Annotated in this window: 3 protein-coding genes; 1 reads left to right on the top strand and 2 read right to left on the bottom strand. The window is 66.7% G+C overall.

Annotated elements, in window-relative coordinates:
• Nucleotides 1-230: 230 nt before the first annotated feature.
• Together FJY88_12135 and FJY88_12130 are read right to left on the bottom strand one after the other, a co-directional pair.
• A complete protein-coding gene (locus FJY88_12135; protein MBM3288083.1) occupies nt 231-2,528 on the bottom strand; it encodes a hypothetical protein in 2,298 nt (765 codons plus the stop codon).
• A gap of 51 nt (nt 2,529-2,579) precedes the next feature.
• The gene (locus FJY88_12130) at nt 2,580-3,335 is read right to left on the bottom strand and encodes a hypothetical protein (protein ID MBM3288082.1); all 756 of its coding nucleotides are present in this window, start codon (nt 3,333-3,335) and stop codon (nt 2,580-2,582) included.
• A gap of 253 nt (nt 3,336-3,588) precedes the next feature.
• Between FJY88_12130 and FJY88_12125 the strand changes: the two genes are divergently transcribed.
• Nucleotides 3,589-4,540: hypothetical protein (locus tag FJY88_12125; protein ID MBM3288081.1), on the top strand; the 952-nt coding region annotated here is incomplete at its 3' end.

Below are 4,540 nucleotides of genomic sequence, written 5' to 3'. Positions count from 1 at the left end.
CTCCTGCCGCTGGAAAGCGGCCCGCTCCTCGGGATCGGGAAACGGCGAGGTGCTCGTTTCGGCCGGAGACAGTCCCGCGACCGCAAGGATCATGACACCGGCAGCGACGATCGTTGTAAGTCTCATCCTTCCGCCACACCCCCCGGCAAGCCCGGCACTGGCCAGCATTATAGCCCATGGCGGCGGGGCCCTGGAGCCGGCGCGACCGGCCGATCCCCGGCTCCAGGGTCCTACCGCTTCCTCCGCCCCGCGCGTCCATGCCGGCAATAGGTCCCCATCGCGCGCATCGCCCGATCGATCTTGCGGAAGGTCGGAATCCCCCCCTGCTGCATGACACGGACGCAGGCGTCGTAGATCGCGCCGGAGTCGATGGAGGCGACGATCGGCTTCGGGGTCGAGCGGAACAAGCGAACCAGCTCGCGCGGGAGCGATCCCTCCGCGTGCGCGTTTTCCTGGTGCTCCTTGGGATCCGGCTCCAGGGCATCGAGGGCGGGAGTGATCGGGATCGGCGAGACGACGATGACATCGACGCCCGGATCGTCGATGAGGGCCTCCACAGCGCGCACGAAGGCTTCCGTCACCGCCATGGGCGTCGCATCGATCGGGTTGTCCGCGTGGGCGATCTCGGGCAGCGCCTCCTCGAGCTTCCGCTTCGTGCCTTCCGCCAACGGCGCCAGGGTCAGATCTCCGAGCATGTCCATCGCCGCCGAGCATTCGAATCCCGCGTTCGAGATCACGGCGACCCTCCCTTCCCCCGGCGCCCGGCGATCGAGGAGCGTGAAGGTCTTGACCAGATCCTCGAGGTCGTCGAGCGTCTCCGCCACGAGAGCGCCCGCCGAGGCGAGCAGCGCCCTGGCGGCCGCGTAGTCGCCGGCCAGCGAGGCGGTGTGACTGGCCGCGGCCTGCGCTCCGAGGCTCGTGCGGCCCGCCTTGGCGGCGATCACGACCGTCCCCCTCGCCTTGTGCTCTCTCACGAGCCCCGCGAACCTGAGGCCGTCGAGCGGCTCGAATCCCTCGATGTAGCAACCGATCACGTGGACGGCGTCGTCGCCGAGGTAGTGCTTCATGAAGTCGGAAACCGTGAGGTCCATCTGGTTGCCGTAGGAGATCAGGGCCTTGGGGAGGATCACCCCATCGAGATGGCTCGCGAACGTCACGAGGTAGCCCCCGCTCTGGCTGATCATCGCGAGGTTCTCCCCCGGCGCGTCGCAGAACGGGAGCTTGTAATCGGGCAGAAAGAACATGTTGTAGTGATCCTTCGAGACGACGCCCAGGCAGTTGCCGCCCATCAGCACCGGCCCTCCGTCGGGCCGCGATCGGCTCGCCTCGATCGACTCGATGATCTCGTCCGCCAGCATCCGGTTCCCCCGTTCGGCAAACCCCCCGGGGATCAGGATGACCGAATGCGCGCGCTCCATCTCGACCAGCTCGCGGATCGCCTCCGGCGCTCTCTCTTCGGGCACGCTCACGACGGCCAGATCGACCCTCTCGGGCAGGTCGCGAATGCCCGTCAGGCACGGGATCCCCTCGATCGCTTCTTCCTTGGGGTGGATCGGGTAGATCCGCTCCCTCGAGATGCCCGGAGCGGCCAGGAGGTTGCGCAGGATGATCCGGCCCGAGTTCATCCTCTTGGCGGAGGCGCCGATGATCGCCACCGATCGCGGGGCGAGGAGACGTCGGATCTTCTCGGTCCTGCGCCGCCGGACCCTGGGCCGTTCGGTGGAGAAGCTCCCGATCCCGTCAAGCGCGACCAGCCGTCGGTCCCCCCGAAGGACCAGAGGATTGATCTCCACCTCGTCGAGGACGAACTCCGCCGTCCCGTCGATTCCGAAGGTTCGGGCGAGATCCGCCCACGACCTCATCAGGCTCCACAGATCCGCAGGGTCGATCGGGGGCTTCGCGTGCAGGCGCGAGGGACGGACCATCAGCGCGAAGGCGGGACCCAGGTCCCCGATATCGGGCGGGGAATCGCCGAGCAGGAGCGGGTCATGGGCGGAGAGGATCCAGGTGGTCGCCTCCGGCGCGAGATCGCCGTACCACTCCGTCAGCGTTCCGCCAAGTCCCAAGACGATGAGCGGCCCGAGGGCGGGATCCTGCCTCAGCGATAGGAGACACTCCGTGCCCGGAATGTTCGCCTGATGCTCTACCCGCTCGCACAGCAGAAGATCGGCGAGCCTCGCGGCCGGGGCGCTCTTCCGCGCATTCTCCACAACGGCCGCGCAGGCCCGGACGATCGCCTGCGGATCGTCAGAAGCGAAGACGATTCCACCGACCTCGGTCTTGTGCAGGATGTCGGGCGACTCGATCTTGACAACGATGCCCTGCGGCGCGGGGGGTTCGAGCAGCGCCTGGGCGCTGCGGGCGATTCCGGACGCGCCCGCATCGATCGGAACAACCGCGGAGCGGGGAACGGGGATTCCCGCCATCTGGACGATTCGATAGACCTCGCTCTCGAGGAGCGCCGAGCGGCCGGCCTCCCTCGCTCCACGCAGAACTGACTCGATTGCCGCTCTCCCGCCGGCCTCCACGAAGTCAGTGCCTCCGTTCGCGCGCCGTCTCGAGGATGGCTGTCGCGACCACTAAACACCGCGCCGGCGGAGATCCCAGAGCTTCCCGCAGACCTCCTCGAGATGGCGCCCGAGAACGTCAGGCTTGTCTGTCTTCTCCGGCTCGTTGTCGAAGACGGCATAAGGAATCCTGCGCTTGCCGACATGGAGGAAGTCCGGATCGCCGCCGGAGAAGCTCTCCCAGTCGGAGTCCTTGTAGAGGAACTCGATCTTCGTGTCCTCCAGGGAATGCTCGAGGATGCTGTCGGGCTTGTCCGGATTGCGACGGCGCCTGTTCTTGCGGAGCGATTCCTCCCAGCGGACCTTGATGTAGATCGTGCAGGCGCGCGACAGCACCTGGTCGGAGAGGTGGCTGTAGGCCTCGGCGAATCCGCCATGCTGGGCTCCTCGGGCGAACTCGAAGACGGCCGTCGTGTTGTCGTGGTAGCTCGGGTCGTCCCGAAGGCGCTTCGAATAGAGGAGATTCAGCTTCTCGATGAGGAAGTTCCAGAAGAACGGATCCTTGAAGACGTACCCATCGTGCGTCTTCCCCTGGTACTGGAACTTCGTGTCGGAGATCAACCGGGCCTTGCCGTGGCTCTCGTAGATGTCATCGTCCTCGAAGCGCTCCCAGAGGATCGGGAAGTCGTCGAACTCCTCGAAGTTCCCGATGTGGAATCTCCGGATCCGCTCCTCGAGCGGCAGCTTCTTCAGGTAGTCGATGATCTCCGATTTGCCGGCAGCGGGCCGTCCGTTGAGAACGATGATGTCGAAGGTCTCCCCGCCCATCTTGATCCCCTCTGTGTGCTAGATTCCCCGAGGACTCTTTGGCCGATCCTGCTTTGTGGATCCTCCTTGGCCGATCCTCCTTGGCCGCAAGCAGGATACCCGCTGGGCGGCCGGCGCTGGAAGGGCAGAAAGGCCTGGGCGACCCGCGGCCGCATCCCCCACCGTCGGCGCACGCGGGGCTTGCCTACGAGACGGCGCTGGGTGATCCTCGCCCGGGGAGAAGATCCACCGCCCCGGTGTAGGAGGTGTCTCCATGGGAAACCGATTGACTCTTCATCGGGGACCGCGTTGCCGCGGTTCCTTGGTCGGGATCCGGAGACTGGCTCGCCTCGCGGCCGCCTTCGCCTTCCTCTCTATCGGATGCCCCGGGATCCTCGGGGCCGGGGCGGTCCCCGACATCTCATGGCCGGGGGCATTCGGGCCGACCCAAGGGACGTTCAGCCGAAACGAGGCGAGCCGCGCCCTGATCACCCTGCATTTCGACGGGCAACTCCCTCAAGTGCCGATCCACTGGACGCTCTATCAGGCAGACAGGCCCCTGGCGGCGCGGGACACGCTCATCTCCACCGCCAAGCGCGGCGCCGAAACCGTCTTCACGCTTCCGGTGCCGCCCCTCGAGCCGGGGAAGTACCGCCTCGCGCTGACGGCCGATCGGGAGAACGCGATCGAGGAGAGAGACGAGCGCAACAACGACGCCTCCTTCGGATTCACGGTCCCCAACGGGAAGCCGGTTCGATTCCGGTGCGAGGGGCCTGAAGGAAGCGTCTGGGAAGTCCAGCGCGTGGAGCTGAACACCTCGACCGGCGTGCCGTATCCGGACGCGGGCGGAACGCGGGCCGACACGAGCCGCTCCACCGAGTCGGCGGTCGTGGTCGGCGGGATCGAGCCCGGTTCGTACGTCGGGGTCGTATTCGGTCCGACCAAGAACCGCACGCCGATCCTCGTCTCCGACGGGACATTCGAGATGTCCGATCCTCCCGCCGAGATGGATGTCGTCTGGCCGAGAACGACTCCCTACATCACAGGCCGCCCCAAGGTCAAAGGCGAGGCAGCGGAGGGGCTCGGCGGCGAGACCGGCGCACCGCGCTGGAAGTGGAACACGTGGTTCACGCTCGACGGCTCGGTGCGCAATCCCACCGGGAGATCGGCCGACGTGCAGTGGCTGCTTCGATTCGTCCACTCCGAGGGGACTCAGTCCACCGCGA

The organism is Candidatus Eisenbacteria bacterium, from assembly GCA_016867495.1.
Classification (GTDB): Bacteria; Eisenbacteria; RBG-16-71-46; order CAIMUX01; family VGJL01; genus VGJL01.
Note: the sequence above shows the minus strand (reverse complement) of the source record. Positions and strands in the feature narration are given on the sequence as shown.